At 46.0% G+C, this 18,891-nt stretch carries 12 protein-coding genes and 1 tRNA gene; 6 read left to right on the top strand and 7 right to left on the bottom strand.

The genetic code is table 11. From position 1 onward, the window contains the following. Positions 1 to 20: 20 nt before the first annotated feature. Genes porX through C9991_RS00505 form a run of 4 tightly spaced genes read right to left on the bottom strand, consistent with a single transcriptional unit; the run spans position 21 to position 6,700 of the window. Positions 21 to 1,574 carry a T9SS response regulator signal transducer PorX gene (gene porX, locus C9991_RS00520; protein ID WP_106810704.1) on the bottom strand — a complete coding sequence of 518 codons (1,554 nt, stop codon included), beginning with the start codon at positions 1,572 to 1,574 and terminating at the stop codon, positions 21 to 23. 23 nt (positions 1,575 to 1,597) lie between these two features. Further along, positions 1,598 to 4,981, bottom strand: coding sequence for a type IX secretion system periplasmic lipoprotein PorW/SprE (porW, locus tag C9991_RS00515; protein ID WP_106810703.1), 3,384 nt, complete (start codon positions 4,979 to 4,981; stop codon positions 1,598 to 1,600). A 15-nt stretch (positions 4,982 to 4,996) separates the two neighbouring features. After that, entirely contained in the window at positions 4,997 to 5,389 is a 393-nt protein-coding gene (locus C9991_RS00510; protein WP_106810702.1) for a hypothetical protein, read from the bottom strand. Positions 5,390 to 5,446: 57 nt separating this feature from the next. After that, positions 5,447 to 6,700 (bottom strand): 3-phosphoshikimate 1-carboxyvinyltransferase, encoded by a 1,254-nt coding sequence (locus C9991_RS00505; RefSeq protein WP_106810701.1) that lies wholly within the window; start codon positions 6,698 to 6,700, stop codon positions 5,447 to 5,449. Between the two features lie 188 nt (positions 6,701 to 6,888). Between C9991_RS00505 and C9991_RS00500 the strand changes: the two genes are divergently transcribed. The 5 genes from C9991_RS00500 (at position 6,889) to carB (ending at position 14,628) form a co-directional block, all read left to right on the top strand. After that, positions 6,889 to 6,962 (top strand) — tRNA-Pro (locus C9991_RS00500). Between the two features lie 201 nt (positions 6,963 to 7,163). Beyond that, positions 7,164 to 7,964, top strand: coding sequence for a polysaccharide biosynthesis/export family protein (locus tag C9991_RS00495; protein ID WP_106811703.1), 801 nt, complete (start codon positions 7,164 to 7,166; stop codon positions 7,962 to 7,964). Between the two features lie 162 nt (positions 7,965 to 8,126). Next, entirely contained in the window at positions 8,127 to 10,004 is a 1,878-nt protein-coding gene (locus C9991_RS00490; RefSeq protein WP_106810700.1) for an amidophosphoribosyltransferase, read from the top strand. Positions 10,005 to 10,219: 215 nt separating this feature from the next. After that, entirely contained in the window at positions 10,220 to 11,296 is a 1,077-nt protein-coding gene (gene carA / locus C9991_RS00485; RefSeq protein ID WP_106810699.1) for a glutamine-hydrolyzing carbamoyl-phosphate synthase small subunit, read from the top strand. Between the two features lie 107 nt (positions 11,297 to 11,403). After that, positions 11,404 to 14,628 carry a carbamoyl-phosphate synthase (glutamine-hydrolyzing) large subunit gene (gene carB, locus C9991_RS00480; RefSeq protein ID WP_106810698.1) on the top strand — a complete coding sequence of 1,075 codons (3,225 nt, stop codon included), beginning with the start codon at positions 11,404 to 11,406 and terminating at the stop codon, positions 14,626 to 14,628. A gap of 138 nt (positions 14,629 to 14,766) precedes the next feature. Here carB and C9991_RS00475 read toward each other — a convergent pair whose 3' ends face one another. The 3 genes from C9991_RS00475 to C9991_RS00465 all read right to left on the bottom strand — a co-directional run bounded on the left by C9991_RS00475 (position 14,767) and on the right by C9991_RS00465 (position 18,340). Then, a complete protein-coding gene (locus C9991_RS00475) occupies positions 14,767 to 16,812 on the bottom strand; it encodes a porin family protein (protein ID WP_106811702.1) in 2,046 nt (681 codons plus the stop codon). Between the two features lie 103 nt (positions 16,813 to 16,915). After that, positions 16,916 to 17,614, bottom strand: coding sequence for a winged helix-turn-helix domain-containing protein (locus C9991_RS00470; RefSeq protein WP_106810697.1), 699 nt, complete (start codon positions 17,612 to 17,614; stop codon positions 16,916 to 16,918). Positions 17,615 to 17,641: 27 nt separating this feature from the next. Continuing rightward, positions 17,642 to 18,340: a nitroreductase family protein gene (locus C9991_RS00465; RefSeq protein WP_232823206.1), complete on the bottom strand. Its 699-nt coding sequence runs from the start codon at positions 18,338 to 18,340 to the stop codon at positions 17,642 to 17,644. A gap of 120 nt (positions 18,341 to 18,460) precedes the next feature. On the opposite strand from C9991_RS00465, the gene C9991_RS00460 reads away from it, so the two are divergent. Beyond that, complete coding sequence (locus C9991_RS00460; RefSeq protein ID WP_106810695.1) at positions 18,461 to 18,868, top strand: hypothetical protein; 408 nt, start codon at positions 18,461 to 18,463, stop codon at positions 18,866 to 18,868. The last annotated feature ends 23 nt before the right edge of the window (positions 18,869 to 18,891 follow it).

The following is an 18,891-nucleotide window of genomic DNA, read 5'->3' as shown; positions in this document are numbered from 1 at the left end:
ATATTGTTATTTTATTCTTTTTACTTCTTTCTCGAACTCAGCGTAATCAGCGGTATCAGCATTTCCTCCATTGATATGCCTCCGTGCTGGAACGTGTCTTTATAATAGGACACGTAGTAGTTGTAGTTGTTGGGGTAGGCAAAGAAGGTGCTGCCTGTGGCAAACACGTATGATGTGGAGATGTTTGGTGCAGGCAACTGAGCCTCATGTGGATTCTTAATAACAAACACATCCTTTGACTGGCAGTTGAGATTCTTGCCCAACTTGTAACGCAGATTGGTGTTGGTGTTGCGATCGCCAATAATCTTTACCGGTTTAGAGGCACGTATAGAGCCGTGGTCGGTTGTTAGAATAATCTTGCAATCCTTTTGGGCCAATGCCTTAAGCAAATCGGCCATGACCGAATGACGGAACCACGATAGGGTGATAGAGCGATAAGCCGACTCGTTATTGGCAAGTTCGCGCACCATCTTAGACTCGGTACGGGCGTGAGAAAGCATATCGATGAAGTTGACAACAACAACATTTAGGTCGTTCTTCATCAGTTCGTTAAGGCGCTCAAGCAAGCGGTCGGCACCAACCGAGTCGTTTATTTTATGATATGAGAAGGTGTCGTGGCGACGATAACGCTCTATCTGCGTGCGTACAAGCGGTTCTTCGTTGAGGTTCTTGCCCTCCTCCTCGTCCTCATCAACCCACAGATCAGGAAACATTTTCTCTATCTGTTCGGGCATAAGTCCGGAGAAGATAGCATTGCGTGCATATTGGGTTGCGGTGGGAAGAATGCTCATATACATATCTTCGTCGATGTCGAACATATCGCCAATCTCTTGCGAGAGCACACGCCATTGGTCGTAGCGGAAGTTGTCGATGACAATAAGGAACACCTTCTGATCATTGTTGAGCAATGGAAACACCTTGCGCTTGAAGATGTCGGGACTCATAAGTGGGCGTTCGGTGACTCCGGGCTTGACCCAATCCATATAGTTGCGGCGTATGAACTTGGCAAAACCGTTGTTGGCTTCCTCCTTCTGCATCTCAAGCATTTCGGTCATATTAGAGTCGGTAGAACTTAACTCAAGCTCCCAATGTACAAGGCGGCGGTAAACCTCCTTCCAATCGTCGATCGACTGGCTATCCATAATCTGCATGGCAATGTTTTGGAAGTTCTGCTGATATCCAGTTTGTGTAACTTCTGTCACGATCTGCTTCTTGTGGATGTTCTTCTTGAGCGTCAGCAGAATTTGGCTTGGATTGACCGGCTTTATGAGATAATCGGCAATTTTTGAGCCGATAGCTTGGTCCATGATGTTCTCTTCCTCGCTCTTCGTTACCATAACGACGGGCGTGGCAGGTTGTATCTCCTTGATCTGTTGCAGCGTCTCGAGACCTGTAAGACCAGGCATCATTTCGTCGAGCAGCACGAGGTCGAACGTGTGTTGACGGCATTGCTCAATAGCATCTGTACCGTTACTAACCGTTACCACCTCGTATCCCTTCTTCTGTAAAAATATGATGTGGGCGCGAAGGAGCTCAATCTCATCGTCGCACCAAAGCAAATATCCTGTCGTCATATATGTTTATATGGTTTTGTTAATTAGAATCCTTCCAGATCGTAATATTCGTCACTATCGAAGTCGGTATCCTTGTTCTTGTCCTTAGATGTAGGCTGAGTCTTCTTTGCAGTCGACTGCGATGGGGTAGGTGTATCGCCAAAGTAGAACTCGTCCTCAATCTTTCTTGCCGAAGGTTTCTCCTCTGTCTTAGGCTCCTGTTTGGTTTTTGCCTCAGGCTTAACCTGTGGTTTTGTTGTAGTCACAGGCTTTGTGTTTGGCTTAACCTCAGGTTTGACATCCTGTTTAACCACAGACTTGGTCTGAGACTTTGGTTCAGGATTAATCTCGTTTATTGTTTCCGCCTTATCCATTGGTTTAGTCTCCGGCTCCAAGTCGGTTATTACGGTCTGGTTGTCAACCGCTGGTTCTGGCTTCTCATCGATAATTGTCTCGGTGTTGCCAGTGTTAGGCAGTTGTGTATTATCATCCATAATGACCGTGTTGCCAGTGTTGTTGTCGGCAGGTTCGTCTTCGATGATCACGTTAGTATTGTTCAGTGTGTCGTTAGACGGGCTGTCAAAGTCGTCGAGCGGCTTTTCTTCGGTCTTCGACTTGGCAGGTGCAATAAATTCGGGCTCGTTAAGCAATGGCTCTGTGCTTGTTTTAAGCGGAGCGAAATGCTTGGCATAGAACTTCTCGTAGTCGGTATAGCTGTACTGTTTACCAATTAACGGTAGGTTAGGCTCGCTTATTATATACAATCTACCGTTGCCAATAAGCCTTGTAACAGATGTCTGCTTGTGCAGCTGACGTGCATACTGCAATGCTTCATCGTAGTTGCGGAATCCGCGTACAGTCATACGATGCAGTCCGTCGGCATCTTCAACACCTATTTCAAAGTTGCGCACCATGTAGCTTGTAAAGTTGTAACGAGCCAATTCGAACAGCATCTTGTTCTCGTCTACCGAGTCAGGTCGATATACAATAGCGTATACAAAGGCAGCGTTGCGGTCGTCGGACAACGGCTTTATGGCAGTAGAGTCGCTGTCGCGCAATACAACAGTTCGTCGATCCCATACACCTGCAAGGTCGAACTGACCTCCATGTAGACGTTTGCCCTCGCTAACTCCTTTGACAATCATACCAGCCATAGTAGCCACACCACTTTGCGGATATTTATCAACAACTATCTTCATGTCGGCAAGACATCCTTCGGCATCGCCCTCATTAAGCTTGCTCAGTCCGCCTATGAATACAAACTTGTCGCGGTTGGCACCAAGTGGGAAGCGTTCGGTAGACACACGTACGTTGGCAGCCACCTCTTTATAGCGGGCAGCCTTGAAAGCATCGTATGTAGAGGCGTAAAGCGAATCCTCCATAGCTGTGCCAAGACGGGCATTCTCGACGAAGTGAGGGTCGGAGAGCAGTGTAGTCCACTCGTTTTCGGGATACTCCTTCTTAAGTCGTTCTACGTAAGAGTCGGCAGTTTGTGCCTCTCCCTTGCGCATATATAGTAAGTATAGGTGATAGTAGGCATCGGCAAGATGCTCGTAGTCGGTGTAAGATGACACAAGACGCACAAGCTGTTTCTCTGCCAAAGGCAGGTTGTCGAGCTTGTCCTTGAATATTACACCCGAGTTGAAGAGACCATCCTCTATAACCTTGTTGCTTGTCTCGACTTGTTCCTTGCTGAATGGAATCTGTGCCAAGTAGTATTCGCGTCGATGCGGATCGTTTTGTGCGCTGTCGGCAATTTGCTCCAATGAGTCGGCAGCTGCTTCGACATGAGCAATAGAGTCGAGCTGTTCCTGCGACATCTCTTGCTCGTCTTGCTGCATAGCTACGACAGTCTTGTTTATACGTTGCCAGTTGTCGGCATTCTCGCGTTTGCCCCATAGCTTTTCAAAGGCAGCCTTTCCCTGGCTAACGGCCATAGGATTATAGAAATACCACATGGCGTTAGCGTTTTGGTTGTTCTGCTGAGCAGCGTTAGGACGATTGTTTATGGCAGTATTGCTACCGCTGTTTTTGTTTATGGTCTGCTGGGCATCCTGTTCCTGTTGTTTTCGACGCTCCTCGCGTTCCTTACGCTTAAGCTCGTTAATAGTACGATCGATAGCAGCATTGCGGTCGGCCTCGCTCATATTGGCGAGTGCTTGCAACGAGTCTTGCAGATGAATGGCATCTGTATATGGAACAAGCTGGTCGAGAACCTTTGAGCGTTCGGACATTTGCTCGTAGTCCTTGCGTTCCTTGTCAAGCATGCCTATAGCCTCGCCATAGCAACGTTTGGCATCGCCATATCGCTCCATAGACCAGTATATATCGCCGAGGCGAAGCAGCAATACACCCTTTTCTATGCCAGAACGTGTGGCTTTGGCAGCACCACGCTCGTAGGCAGATATGGCATTTGCTGTGTCTTGGCGAGACATATAGATGTTGCCAAGTGCATAATATACTTGGTCGAGATAGTCCTTATTCTTGTCGGATGCAGCCATGCGCTTCAGTCGGCCTATCATCTTCTTGGATTGTGCGCCCGACAACACCTCTGTCATAGCAATGCGGGCATTAAACTCAACCTCATAAGGTGGATTCTGTCGCACAACCTTCTTGTATGCTTTAAGAGCTTCGGTATTATTGCCAAGTGCTGTTTGTAGCTGTCCCATAAGATACCATTCCCTTGCACGCTGCTTGCGGCGCATCTCGTGCTTGATGACACGGCGCAGATAGGGCACAGCCTTGGCGTAGTCGCCAGTGTGTATATAGTAGTCGGCATAGGTATAATCCCATTCCTTGCGTGCCGACCAATGAATAGAGTCGCGCTCCATACCACGTATCACGTCTTCTGCATCGTAAAGCCATCCCTCCTCTATGTAGCTTTTGGCAAGCCATGCACGCGACTTTGCGTATATGGCAGGTTGGGTTTGGTACAGGCGTCCCATATATGCGAATGTTGAGGCAGCCTCGTCAAAGGCTCCCTTATAGAATTGCGATCGGCCCATAAGCAGCCATGCGCGCCACAGGAAAGGATTATACTCGCGACGCGATAACCACTCAATGTCTTTTTCGGTCTTGCGTCGGTTCTTTGTCCACTCGGGTCGGCGTTTTATGCTATGCAACTTGATGGTTTTCTGACACTTCTCTATGGCACGGTCGAAGTTGGCCTTGCCCAGTTCGCGGCTTTGCTTATTAGAAACAGTATACAATGGCAACATCTCGGTGAAGTTGTCCTTATTGCCGTTCTCTTTTTCCAATGAGCCGTCGATATAAGCAAGCGAGCCATTATAATAGGTGTTGTATCTGGCTTTGAAGCCGTGCCAAAAACGAGTCTTAGCCGTGTTTTTCTGCGTAGAACATCCTGTCGCTGCCACAATGATGGCAACGATAATGAATGGGATAATATGTCTAGAATAAAATCTTTTCACATCTAAAGAGTAACTTCAATTGTCGGATATCATCATCACAACCTCGTCCTTAATCTGGTTTGGCAACTGTATGCCGCGGAGGTTAAGGCTTCGGCACCATGCCGCAACCTCGTCTTGACGCATGGTATATAGCACATCAGAGAACTGTTCGGTTTCGTCGTCGGTATAGCTATCGGCAGGTCGACCAATGAATGAGTCGAGTTCCTCGTCATCGAAATATTCAATTGGCTTGGTTGAAGCCTCCATCATACAGTCTTGTTCGCACTTTGTGGTGGGTGTACCATCACAGGTGGCACATGTCTGTGCCACCTTTATAGGTTCGTCGTCATGTTTGCCACGGCTTGACAGCAGCGAATAGAGGGCTGCAAAGATGCCGAGTGCAACTATTGATAATATCAGAATCAGCATTTACACTTATTTGTTTGTTAAAGCTACTAAAAGGTAAGCAAGATGGTCTTGAGTCTGCTACTTTACCTTCTCAATCTTCCATCCCGCCTTCTCCAAGTCGTCCCAATATTGCGGATACGACTTTGTAACAACATGCGGATTGTTGATACGGAGTCCAGGACATTTGATTGCTGCTGGTGCAAAGGCCATTGCCATACGATGGTCTTCGTAAGTGTCGATAGGCTCGAATGTAGGTTCGCAGCGTGTGCCGTCCCATATAAGAGTGTCGTCGTTCTCGTCGCGCAGCACATATCCTAACTTAAGCAATTCGCGTTTAAGTGCCTCAATACGGTCGGTCTCCTTTATCTTAAGGCTTGCCAATCCAGTAAAACGGAACGGAATGTTCATTAATGCACATGTAACGACAATAGTTTGTGCCAGGTCGGGAGCAGCGACAAAGTCGTAGTCGAGTCTGGGCAGAAGGCAAGGCAATGTCTTAAGTTTCACAACCGAAGCGGCATCCTGTTGTTCTTCATTGACAAATCTGGTCTTAACACCAAGCAATGAGAATATATACTTAACAATAGAGTCGCCCTGTTTTGACGCGTCAAAGAGTCCTAACAATGAAACTGACGATTCGGTGTCGCCCAACAGAGCCATCATTTCGTACCAATAAGACGATGCGCTCCAGTCGTTCTCAATAAGATACTTATGCTGCTGATATGGTTTTGGGGTAACCTTAACAGTGTCGACATCACTCCAATCGGCATCGGCACCAAACTCGCGCATCATCCATAGAGTAAGGTCTATATATGGTCGAGAGGCTATCTCACCTGTCATCTTCAGCTCAAGTCCATTCTTCAATACAGGGCCTATCATCAACAGGGCTGAGATATATTGAGAACTGATATTGGCTGGAACCTCCATATATCCACCATCTAGTGGATGTCCTTTAATACGTAAAGGCGGGAAACCCTCTTCGCCTACATATTCTATATCAGCACCGATATAGCGCAGAGCGTCAACAAGTATGCGTATAGGACGCTGTTTCATGCGTTCAGTGCCAGTAATGACGTGCTCACCAGGTGTAACCGATAGATAAGCAGTCATAAATCTCATGGCCGTTCCCGCAGCCTTGATGTCGATAACATCTGGATTGTACATCAGTGCATTAACTATCACTTCCGTATCATCGCACACAGACAGATTCTCTGGTAGCAGATGACCTTTAGACAGAGCGTGTATAATCAAAGCACGGTTGCTGATGCTTTTAGATGATGGCAACTTTATGTCTGCGTTTAGCGATGCTGGTGGGTTAAGTATATATTGCATATGCTAAGTTTTATATTACTTGTTATTGTTTTAAACAACAGTTGTTGTATAGTGTCTAATGACGTTTATCATAAAAATCATATGACACTGCAAAGATAAAAAAATAAATCCACGTACGTTAAAAAGTTATCAATAAATTTGGTTGTTTCACAATTAGTAAGTATCTTTGCACTCGCTTTTAAGGAGTACGGGATGTAGCGCAGTTGGTTAGCGCACGCGTCTGGGGGGCGTGAGGTCGCTGGTTCGAGTCCAGTCATCCCGACTTACAAGGGTTAAGATACTGAAGTTCAGTGTTTTAACCCTTTGTTGTATGTGGACGTATATTTTAGTAAATCGCCCTATACATATTATATATATTAATAATTTGGCACTACAATAAAATAAATGTCGTAAAACTTTGCCAGTATCAGAAATATGTAGTATTTTTGCACAACCAATCACAATTATGTTGCAACGTATTAATATGAAGAAATTGTTGATCCCTTTTGTCTTAATGACAATAGTATTGCTGCTCGACGCTTGTTCGTCAGCCAAGCAGGTTGCTTATTTCCAGAACATTGATTCTACAAGTCTCACAGCATCAAAAGGTCTCTATGATGCACGCATTATGCCTAAGGACCTTTTGACTATAACCGTTGTTACTTCCGATCCTTCTACATCAAAGCCGTTTAACCTCTCTATTCAGAACACACTTGGCACTGACGGACGTTTAGGTAGTACAACTGGTTCACTCTTACAGTATCTTGTAAACAATGACGGCGATATAGATTTTCCTGTTGTAGGAACAGTACATGTTGCCGGTCTTACAAAAGATCAGTGTGAGGACCTTATCAAGTCGAAGGTTAAGCCCTATCTTGCCGAATCGGAAAACCCTGTTGTAACAGTGTCAATGTCGAGCTATCGTGTAACGGTTGCTGGCGAAGTGACATCGCCTAAGGTTGTTCCCGTGTCTACAGAGAAGATGAGTGTGCTTGAGGCTCTTGCCCAGGCAGGCGACCTTACTATCTATGGACGTCGTGACAATGTGCTTCTTATACGTGAGAATGCTGATGGTCAGAAAGAGGCTCATCGCCTTAATCTCAATGATGCCAATATCATCAACTCGCCGTACTATTATGTACAGCAAAACGATTATATTTATGTAGAGCCGAACAGCGTGAAGGCTAAGAACTCCGCTATTGGTCAGTCTACGACGTTGTGGTTCTCATTCGTGAGCATCTTGACGTCTGTAGCTGCATTGGTTGTTAATATTGTTAGAAATTAGTGCCTTATGGCACTCAAATAAGCGTTGGGTAAAGAACCTGACGCTTAATTTTTACCTATACACTAAGTGTTAAGGCAAACAGACGACAAAACGTCATTTTTCAAATCTTTTATAGAAAGACATAGATAAAAGTATATATATAACCCTTTAAGGATAATAATCGTGGAACCATTAAAGCATGAGTGTGGTGTGGCAATGATTAGATTGCTCAAGCCATTGGAATACTATCAAGAAAAGTACGGCACTTGGATGTTCGGTCTTAACAAGCTCTATCTGATGATGGAGAAGCAGCACAACAGAGGACAGGAAGGTGCAGGTATGGCTTGCGTGAAGCTCGACGGACAGCCAGGTACGGAGTATATGTTTCGTGAAAGAGCTGAGGGCAAGGATGCGATAACCGAGATATTCGGACGTGTACAGAAGGAATTTGCTTGCCTCTCACCTGAGTTGCTTGCCGATGCCGACTTTGCTAAGGAACACTTGCCGTTTGCTGGCGAGCTGTACATGGGACACTTGCGCTATTCCACGACTGGAAAGAAGGGACTTTCATACGTACATCCTTTCTTGCGCCGAAACAACTGGCAGGCAAAGAATCTATGTATCTGTGGCAACTTCAATATGACGAATATCGACGAGATATTCCAGAAGATGCTGACTCGAGGCATGTTCCCGCGTATTTACAGCGATGGATATACATTGCTCGAGCTGATGGGACACCGTCTTGACCGTGAGGCTGAACGCAATTATGTGGAAGCTAAGGCTCAAGGTCTTGACGGTATGGAACTGACACATTATATAGACGAGCACATGGATATGGCTAATGTTCTAAAGACATCAATGCCTGATTTTGATGGTGGATATGTAATGTGCGGACTTACCGGTTCGGGAGAGATGTTCTCTATGCGCGACCCATGGGGAATCCGTCCTGCATTCTATTATGCCAATGATGAGTTTGTTGCAGTGGCATCTGAGCGTCCTGTTCTACAGACTACATTCGATCTCGAGTGTGAGGATATTCAGGAATTGCAACCTGGATATGCTTTGCTCGTAAGTAGACAAGGCAAGGTTAGAATGGAACAGATACTTCAACAGCGAGGCGACTCGGCTTGTTCTTTCGAGCGTATTTACTTCAGCCGAGGTTCTGACCGTGATATATATAGCGAGCGCAAACAGCTGGGCGAGCTACTTGTGCCACAGATACTGAAGGCTGTAGATAACGACATCGACCACACCGTATTCTCCTTCATACCAAATACGGCTGAGGTGGCATACTATGGTATGCTCTCGGGATTTAAGAAGTACAGCAACCGACTGAAGGTTGAGAAGATACAACAACTCGACCATAAACCAACAGACGAGGAATTGCATGCAATACTCGACACGCTTGTACGCTCGGAGAAGGTGGCAATAAAAGACATCAAACTGCGTACATTCATCACTGAGGGCAATTCGCGCAACGACCTTGCCTCACATGTGTACGACATAACATACGGATGCATTGAACCTTACGTAGACAACCTTGTGGTGATAGACGACTCTATAGTTAGAGGCACAACGCTCAAGGAGAGTATCTTGCGTATACTCGACCGTCTGCATCCTAAGAAGATAGTCATCGTGTCGTCGGCTCCGCAGATACGCTATCCAGACTATTATGGCATAGATATGCCACGCCTTGAGGAGTTCTGCGTATTCCGTGCAACAATGGAGCTTATAAAGGAACGAGGCATGCAAGACTTGCTTAAGCGAGTGTACGAGTCGTGCAAGCTTGAGCTGCTTAAGCCGAAGCAGTTGATGCGTAACTGTGTACGCGACGTATACAAGCCGTTCACAATAGACGAGATAAACCAAAAGATAGTAGAAATGTTGCGCCCAGACGAACTGGAAACACCAGTTGAACTGGTATACCAATCTATTGATGGGCTGCATGAGGCTATACCAAACCATAAAGGCGACTGGTATTTTACTGGCAAATATCCAACACCAGGCGGAACAAAACTCTGCAACCAGGCTTTCGTCAACTATATGGAGAAGCTAATGTAAACATAAGTGGTACGACAGATCTGTCGCAGCCTGTGTTGGCAACACCTTAGCAACACGCGCCCTGGAAGGGCAAAAGTATATACCACGATTACACTTTTGCGCTTTCAGGGCGTCTGTGCGCGAATAAGTGTAGGAGGGTATAAGTCCAACTATAACAAACAAGGGGAAAGAAGAAACTAAAATATTCAAGACAAACAAAGAGAAGATATAGAACTATGAGAAATGTAACTTTAGTATTGGAAGACGGAACCAAGTTCCATGGTAAGTCATTCGGTTATGAAGCACCAGTGGCTGGAGAGGTCGTTTTCAACACAGCGATGATGGGATATCCTGAGTCGTTGACCGACCCTTCTTATGCCGGACAGCTCATGACTCTGACCTATCCGCTTGTAGGAAACTATGGCGTGCCTCCTTTCTCTTTTGAGGAGAACGGATTGCCAACGTTCATGGAGAGTGACAAAATCTACGCTTCGGCTATCATTGTGGCTGACTATAGTGAGGAGTATTGCCACTGGAACGCTGTTGAAAGTCTTGCAGAATGGCTCAAGCGCGAGCACGTACCTGGTATTACAGGTATCGACACCCGTGAACTTACAAAGGTGTTGCGCGAGCATGGTGTTATGATGGGTAAGATTATCTTTGACGACGAACCTGAGAATATCCCAACCGCCGAGTATGCTGGAGTTAACTTCGTAGATAAGGTTAGCTGCAAGGAGATTGTACGCTACAATGAGGGTGCTGACAAGAAGGTTGTTCTCGTAGACTGTGGCGTTAAGGCCAACATCATACGTTGTCTTATCAACCGCGGTTGTGAGGTTATTCGTGTGCCTTGGAACTACGACTATACCGACATGGAGTTTGACGGACTCTTCCTTGCCAACGGTCCTGGCGACCCTGACATGTGTGAGGCTGCCGTTAAGATTATCCAGAAGCAGATGAGCCTTTCCGACAAGCCTATCTGTGGTATCTGTATGGGCAACCAGCTGCTTGCTAAGGCTGCAGGTGCTCACATCTATAAGCTCAAGTATGGTCATCGTTCGCACAACCAGCCAGTTCGTATGGTTGGCACCGAAAAGTGCTTCGTTACATCACAGAACCACGGTTATGCTGTTGACGCTAAGACACTTGGTGCTGACTGGGAGGAATTGTTCGTAAATATGAACGACGGTTCTAACGAGGGTATTCGCCACAAGTCTAAGCCTTGGTTCTCAAGCCAGTTCCATCCAGAGGCATGCTCAGGTCCGGTAGACACAGAGTTCATGTTCGACAAGTTTGTGGAAGCATTGAAGTAAGTGAAAAGTGAAGAACGAAAAGTGAAAAATCCAAATGTTTAAGTTTTGTATGTTTATGGCATCAGCCATTTAGACATCAAACATTAATCAATTAAGCATTAGAATAAATGAAAGACGAAAATATAAAGAAAGTATTGTTGCTCGGTTCGGGTGCCTTGAAGATTGGTGAAGCGGGCGAGTTCGACTATTCTGGTTCTCAGGCTCTCAAGGCTTTGCGTGAGGAGGGTATTGAGACTGTGCTCATCAACCCTAACATTGCTACCGTGCAGACATCAGAGGGTGTTGCCGATCAGATATATTTCCTTCCTGTTCAGCCTTACTTCGTAGAGGAGGTTATCAAGAAGGAGCGTCCTGATGGCATCCTGCTCTCGTTTGGTGGACAGACAGCGCTCAACTGTGGTGTTGAGCTTTATCGTCAGGGTATCCTCGAGAAGTATAATGTGAAGGTGCTTGGTACTCCGGTTCAGGCTATTATGGACACAGAGGACCGCGAGCTCTTCGTAGAGAAGCTCGACGAAATCAACGTTAAGACTATCAAGAGCGAGGCTTGCGAGAATATAGAGCAGACTCGTAAGGCTGCTGCCGAGCTTGGCTATCCGGTTATTATCCGTGCTGCTTACGCTCTCGGTGGACTTGGTTCTGGCTTTGCTGACAACGAGGAAGAACTTGACAAGCTTGCCGAGAAGGCATTCTCGTTCTCTCCGCAGGTGTTGGTAGAGAAGAGCTTGAAGGGATGGAAGGAGATAGAGTATGAGGTAGTGCGCGACCGCTACGACAACTGTATCACTGTCTGCAACATGGAGAACTTCGACCCATTAGGCATCCATACTGGTGAGTCGATCGTTATCGCTCCGTCGCAGACCCTTACCAACTCAGAGTATCACAAGCTCCGTGCTTTGGCTATAAAGATTATTCGTCATATCGGCATCGTTGGTGAGTGTAATGTGCAGTATGCTTTCGACCCACAGTCGGAGGACTATCGCGTTATCGAGGTAAACGCTCGTCTGAGCCGCTCATCTGCTCTTGCTTCTAAGGCTACAGGTTATCCTTTGGCTTTCGTTGCTGCTAAGCTCGGTATGGGTTATGGCTTGTTTGAGTTGAAGAACTCTGTTACCAAGACAACATCCGCTTTCTTTGAGCCGGCACTCGACTACGTAGTCTGCAAGATTCCACGTTGGGACCTCTCTAAGTTCCGTGGTGTAGACAAGGAGCTTGGCTCTTCAATGAAGTCGGTAGGTGAGGTTATGGCTATCGGCCGCAACTTCGAGGAGGCTATCCAGAAGGGTCTGCGCATGATTGGCCAGGGTATGCACGGCTTCGTAGAGAACAAGGAGCTTGAAATAGAGGATATTGATGCAGCTTTGCGCGAGCCTACTGACAAGCGTGTGTTTGTTATCTCGAAGGCTATGCATAAGGGCTATACCGTAGACCAGATACATGAGCTGACAAAGATTGACAAGTGGTTCCTTGAGAAACTCAAGCACATCATCGACATCGATGAGGCTATGAAGAAGTGCAATATCAACACTCTCGACAAGGAACTTCTGCGTACAGCCAAGGTTTATGGTTTCACCGACTTCCAGATTGCTCGTGCAGTAGGTTTGGAGGACGAGCTTAAGTCTATGCGCAAGGCTTCGCTTGTGGTGCGTTCACGTCGTAAGAACTATGGCATCCTTCCTGTTGTTAAGCAGATAGACACACTTGCTGCAGAGTATCCAGCTCAGACCAACTACCTCTATGTGACATACGCTGGCGTTAAGAGCGATATTACTTTCGAAAACGACAAGCGTTCTATCGTCGTTCTTGGCTCAGGTGCTTACCGCATTGGTTCGTCTGTAGAGTTCGACTGGTGTGGTGTTCAGGCTCTGAATACTATCCGCAAGGAGGGTTACCGTTCGGTAATGATCAACTACAACCCAGAGACAGTGTCAACCGACTATGATATGTGCGACCGTCTCTATTTCGACGAGCTCACATTCGAGCGCGTGATGGACATCATCGACCTTGAGACTCCTCATGGTGTAATCGTGTCTACTGGTGGCCAGATACCTAACAACCTTGCTATGCTTCTCGACGAGCAGCATGTGCCAATTCTCGGTACCAAGGCTCAGGATATCGACAATGCTGAGGACCGTGCTAAGTTCTCGCAGATGCTTACCAACAATGGCATCAACCAGCCAGAGTGGAGTGCACTTACAAGTATGGAGGATATCGACCGCTTCATCGAGCGTGTAGGTTTCCCAGTACTCGTTCGTCCGTCTTACGTTCTCTCGGGTGCTGCTATGAACGTTTGTTCAAATGAGGATGAGCTTAAGCGATTCCTGCAGTTGGCTGCCAACGTTAGTGAGGATCACCCTGTTGTGGTTAGTAAGTTCATCGAGCATGCAAAGGAAATTGAGATGGATGCTGTGGCTAAGAATGGTGAGGTTATCGCCTACGCTATATCAGAGCACATTGAGTTTGCTGGTGTACACTCTGGTGACGCTACCATCCAGTTCCCGCCACAGAAACTCTATGTTGAGACTGTTCGCCGCTGTAAGCGTGTAGGTCGTCAGATTGCCAAGGAACTTCACATCAACGGACCATTCAACATTCAGTTCATGGCTCGCGACAACGATATCCTCGTTATCGAATGTAACTTGCGTGCATCACGTTCGTTCCCATTCGTGAGCAAGGTTCTTAAGATCAACCTTATCGAGCTTGCTACTCGCGTAATGCTTGGTTTGCCGGTAGAGAAGCCGAGCAAGAACCTCTTCGATCTCGACTATGTAGGTATCAAGGCTTCGCAGTTCTCATTCAACCGTTTGCAGAAGGCCGACCCAGTGCTTGGTGTTGACATGAGCTCTACCGGTGAGGTAGGTTGCTTGGGCGACGACACCAACACAGCATTGCTTAAGAGTATGCTCTCTGTAGGTCACCGCATTCCGAAGAAGAACATCCTTCTTTCTACAGGTGGTGCAAAGCAGAAGGTTGCAATGCTCGACGCAGCCAAGATGCTTCTTGAGAATGGTTACAAACTGTATGCTACAGGTGGTACAAGCAAGTTCCTTACAGAGAATGGCATTGAGAACACTCATGTGCTTTGGCCATCAGAGGAGGGTGAAGAGCCTAAGGCTCTCGACTTGTTGCACAACCATACTATCGACATGGTTGTCAACATCCCGAAGAACCTCACAAGCTCAGAGCTTACCAACGGCTACAAGATTCGTCGTGCCGCTATCGACCTCAACGTGCCTCTTATCACCAATGCTCGTCTTGCAAGTGCATTTATCTATGCATTCTGCACAACGAAGATTGAGGATATCGACATCAAGGCTTGGGGTGAATACTAATCCGAGTTGAAAATTAAGAATTGAGAGTTGAGGGTTATGAAATCCCAACTCTCAATAACATAAAAACGACAATAGAGACAATGACTGACAACCGCTATTGAGTTGTCTACATTGTCTCTATTGTCGTTTTTTGTATTTTTATTTGATAATACCATTATCCGTGTCGCGCAGGTTAATTCTCTTTTCTGCTGACTTATGCTTGCTGCCTCGGCTTAGACGCCAGGATAGGTTCAGGGATATTTGGTTGCCGTTGCCTTTGGAATAGCCGATGGTATGCTTATATAGGTTGCGGTTGAGCAATTCGTTCTCGTACGACTTGTAATTGCTCATAAATGGATTTACCCATGACAATGAAAATTGCCAATCGCGCCATGTGTAGGATGCTTTCAGTACCGAATAAGCTCCGTTGTAGCCTTTAGATTCACCCTCCAAGAATCGATTGCCGTTGTCAACATAGCCTTGCAACGTGAAGTTGCCGAGATAAGCCGTGATGCTACTTGCATAAAACCATGAGGTGTAGCAATGCGTATAGCCGTAGCCGAAATTGAAGCATCTATATATTCCTCCATTGGCTGCAATTTGGAGCTTTTCGGGCAAGAGCCAATAGCTTGCATATGCATAGACATCCAGCGCGTCTATCTCCTTTTGGTTTATTTGGGTATAAAGAAACTTATTGCCGTCAGTTCGCTCATAGTGAGCCATGTTCGGTTTTAGACATTGTTTATAATAACCTTCAACGAAGGTCTGCAAGCGACTTGTGTTGTATGAAACATGTAGGCGATGCTCAATATCGTGCGAAGGTTTCAGGTCAGGATTGCCTACTGTCCATTCCATACTGTTTGTGCGAATCGTAGCATCACTCGTCATGGCTATGCGCGAGACTTTGTCCTGCATCCCAAAAGTATAGCTCAGCTGCATGCTATTACTAATCTGATATGTCAGAGATGCCTTTGGATGGAAAGTCCAGAAGTTGTATCTGTGTCCGTTCTGAGTGTAATGAATGTAACTTGCGCCAGTTCCTAATGTGTAGCTAAAAGGCTGGAGCATGCCCTTGATTTCGGCAAAGGCATATAGGCGGTTGTTGTTGGTCTTGGTAAAAGAGGAAGCATCACCAAGATAGTTGTTCTTGATGTACTTATAACTGTTATTCAAGCCTGTAGAGAAAGTGAAGGGCTTCAGTCGATTCTCGTAGATTACCTCTGTAAGCAGAGAAGCCGTCTTGCCATCCACATTATATTTATAAGGTGTGCCCTCGTCATAATAACTGCTTGTCTGTGTGGAGATATACGTGGCTACAGCATTTGCGGTAACAGACTGACATGGCGTGAGCTGACGGAAGAAATAGATATCCAATACGGGCGAATAGCTCTTGTCTTTCGCTCTACTTGTTGCTTTATATTGGCGAGTGCCGTCCACAATATCCTTAACAGTATAATTGTCGGGAGTGTTGTTGAATGCTCCGTTCAATGATGCCTGAAAGACTGTTGCCGTTGAGTCTGACCAGTTATAGGTAAGTTTTGCATCATGCGATATGGATTTACGAAGCGACTCCACATCGTTTCGTTCTATTGTATAGATACTACCATCTGTCAAGGTGTAATCTGCCGACTGCTTGCTCTTTTCGCCTTTGGTTTTATACCCGCTCACGTCATACGAAAACGATAATTCGCTCTTGCCCTTGTTCCATTTACCATAAACCATGTCATCGCCCTGCAACGTGGTAAGCGCCGAGGTAAGGTCCGTGCCAACGGTATATCCGCTCTCGTTTCTGCGTGTCACTATATCAATGACATAGGCTATGCCGTCACCATAACGAACGCCGGGATTGTTGATGAAGTCTATCTTGGAGATGTCCTTTGGATTGAGAGCCAACATATCCGGTTTGCCAACCACGATACCATTTATTCTAATCTGAACTCCTCCCCTATTGTCGATGGCAGTAATAGAATGTCTGATGTTGTCGATACGAAGATTGGCAAGTGTGAGTTTCTCAAGAATGCTGTAGCCATTGTTAGAAGCTTGCTTCTGAGCATCGGTAGGATAAATTATCATACCGTCTGCCTTGTTCACAACCTTGGCTGCTTTTACTGTCACTTCGTCGAGCGTGATAGTCTTTTCCACATCCTGAGCATAAGCACAGAATGTGGAAGAAAGAATAATGGAAAGTGTAATCAATCGTTTCATTTGCACCATTTTTTGATTTTCGATGCAAATATATATTCTCCTTTTAAGAAAGCCAATTTATCTGTCTGACATTTCCCTGACAATTGGCTGACAACCATCCTATCTATTTGAGTTTCAGACTATAGCTCTTGCCTCTGTCCGACTCTATCTTCAGACGGCTATGAGCTTCGATGATTGGTTTAATGCGTCGTACAAGAGTGTAGAGCGTATCGCTGGCGTCAGGTTTCTTCGGCCATAGACGGTCACAAATCTCCTGTTTTGAGAGAGTATGCGTGTCCGTCAGCATAAACATCTCGAGCAGGGAATGCTGCATTGGTGTAAGACGGATCTGCTCGCCCGAAAGCGTCATAAACTTGTCGCCATTGAGCACTATGCCTCCGTACGCCAAACCTTGCGCCACCAGTTCTGGCCTTTTCCGCTTCACATACCACAGACTACCCAACAGCCACATCATACCGACAAACATAAGAGAGCCGGAAGCCTTCTGGTCAGACATCATGAATGTCGCAGCAAAGCCATAGTTGGCCTCTGCCACCATCTTCGTCTCCCAACGTCCGTCCCTACGAACAGTACGCATGGCAATGCCTGCCGTATCCTTCAGCTCGGCAATGGTCAGATAGTTACGATAACAGCGTATGGTGTCTGTGGTTACCACATTGTCAGGCATCTTCGCCAGGACTTGCTCCAAAGCCCTATTTACGTCCTGCGCTATCATATTCTCTGTTCTGTTATAGCTGTTTATGCTGGTGCACAATGCGCAAAGCATGATAAAGCTGAATACTATGTATGGAAGTGTCTTCATAATTGTTCTCTTTATATAAAAAGGACGTTACGCCCAATCGAAGTTTTCCGTTCCTGCACCAATCTCGAAGTGCAGTCTGGCTATGCCTATATCCATTTTAGTATATCCCACCATTGAGAAACCTCGCTTGGCGAGAACCTTTGGTTTGTCTTCTGTGTCTTGTTCGTTAGGCAATAAAGTGAACGAGAATTTCTGCTGATTGATGGCTGTAGGAGCCAGGAGTGCTGCTTCCACACCATTGCGAAACCATTCGGGCGAGTCGCTGCTGATGTTGCTCACTTGCTCTGCTGTCTTGCTCTTGCGCTTATGTCCTTGCGTAGCTCCATATCCCAAGGCTATCATACACGTCAGTTTTTCGTCATCACCAACACTGTAAGCCTCGTCCACTCTGCGATAGCTCAGTCCTGCCCAGCAAGTATTCAGTCCGAGCGTCTGCGCCAGCAGTACAAGTTGTTCCCCGTAATAGCCCACACGTTCGTCAAGGTCGTCAGCCTTCTTGCCTACCATCACTATATAGTTCTCAACACCAGAGAATTTGCCGTACGAGAAGAGTCCCGTGAAAGCTCGTGTCTCGTTAGTAACAAGCTGAATGTGCAGTCCGCCCTCAGCGTTACACTCCTCTATCTTCTTCCTCAGCGTCTCAATGATTTCTGCCGATAAAGGCTTGTGTATGTACCTGCGCACGCTATGTCTTAGCATTATTGCTTCCTGTAATGTCATCGTCATATATACTTTAATGTTTATCAGATGTCAAAGATACACATTTTTTTCTTTATGAAAGATATCAGATGAATATTTGTATGAATCATTCAAATAAAGTATTTTTGTAAATCAAAACAACTGATTATGAAATATCCTATAGGCATGACACTAAATCGCACTTGGCTTGCCTTTGCCAACAGAAAAAGGTGTAGACATGCTGACGTAATCCACAGTCTTGGATTTATCAGCTGGAGAATGGGAAGAGCACGTTTTTCTATCGGAGACATTGTGTATCTTTTTATGTCTGATGAGCGTTGTGTACGCTTCAAAATGGTGGTGACCGCAGAGAATTGCAAACGTGAAGATCAAGCGTTTTGGGTAGAAACACCACCTAATGATATTACCTATAAACTTGAACTTCTTGAAGAATATGAAGGCACAAAGCTTTCTGAAAAAGAACTGTGTATGCATGGCTTGAAAGGAGGCAGATCTCTTGAGGTTCCTAATTGCAACAATACAGAACTTATTAGCTATATTAAATCAATATTCTAAGATACTAATGATGGTATACTAAG

The sequence above is a fragment of the Prevotella merdae genome (assembly GCF_900290275.1).
Classification (GTDB): domain Bacteria; phylum Bacteroidota; class Bacteroidia; order Bacteroidales; family Bacteroidaceae; genus Prevotella; species Prevotella merdae.
Note: the sequence above shows the minus strand (reverse complement) of the source record. Positions and strands in the feature narration are given on the sequence as shown.

What these genes read in the sequence shown, in the direction of transcription:
- porX (WP_106810704.1), bottom strand. Translation starts at nt 1,574, where the DNA reads ATGACGACAGGATATTTGCTTTGGTGCGACGATGAGATTGAGCTCCTT.
- C9991_RS00510 (WP_106810702.1), bottom strand. Translation starts at nt 5,389, where the DNA reads ATGCTGATTCTGATATTATCAATAGTTGCACTCGGCATCTTTGCAGCC.
- C9991_RS00505 (WP_106810701.1), bottom strand. Translation starts at nt 6,700, where the DNA reads ATGCAATATATACTTAACCCACCAGCATCGCTAAACGCAGACATAAAG.
- C9991_RS00495 (WP_106811703.1), top strand. Translation starts at nt 7,164, where the DNA reads ATGAAGAAATTGTTGATCCCTTTTGTCTTAATGACAATAGTATTGCTG.
- carA (WP_106810699.1), top strand. Translation starts at nt 10,220, where the DNA reads ATGAGAAATGTAACTTTAGTATTGGAAGACGGAACCAAGTTCCATGGT.
- carB (WP_106810698.1), top strand. Translation starts at nt 11,404, where the DNA reads ATGAAAGACGAAAATATAAAGAAAGTATTGTTGCTCGGTTCGGGTGCC.
- C9991_RS00475 (WP_106811702.1), bottom strand. Translation starts at nt 16,812, where the DNA reads ATGAAACGATTGATTACACTTTCCATTATTCTTTCTTCCACATTCTGT.
- C9991_RS00470 (WP_106810697.1), bottom strand. Translation starts at nt 17,614, where the DNA reads ATGAAGACACTTCCATACATAGTATTCAGCTTTATCATGCTTTGCGCA.
- C9991_RS00465 (WP_232823206.1), bottom strand. Translation starts at nt 18,340, where the DNA reads ATGACGATGACATTACAGGAAGCAATAATGCTAAGACATAGCGTGCGC.
- C9991_RS00460 (WP_106810695.1), top strand. Translation starts at nt 18,461, where the DNA reads ATGAAATATCCTATAGGCATGACACTAAATCGCACTTGGCTTGCCTTT.